1 pseudogene is annotated in these 311 nt (G+C 70.7%); it reads left to right on the forward strand.

What is annotated here, in order from left to right:
• A pseudogene (locus CCL05_RS46280) lies at positions 1-311 on the forward strand (hypothetical protein); the annotation flags it as partial.

Here is a 311-nt window from a genome sequence, read left to right on the forward strand (position 1 = left end):
TGGACCGGCTCACCACGGCCGACTTCCGGGCCGGGGCCGACACACTGGAGCGGATGCTCGTCCAGTCGGCGCCGGAACCGGGCCGCGCCAAGGCGGTGGCACGGGCGACGGCGGCCTGGGATGAGGCGTACTGGGCCTCCCTGCCGGAGGGCGAGCACCAGATCATCACGGACGCCCGGCCCGCGCTGTACTCCTGCTTCAACGTGGCCGACCTGCTGATCAGTGACGTGTCGAGCGTGATCAGCGACTTCCTGGCGAGCGAGAAGCCGTACGCGGTGGCGAACACCAGCGGGCTGCCCGAGGATGCCTTC

Source organism: Streptomyces africanus, assembly GCF_002150735.1.
Lineage (GTDB): Bacteria > Actinomycetota > Actinomycetes > Streptomycetales > Streptomycetaceae > Streptomyces > Streptomyces africanus.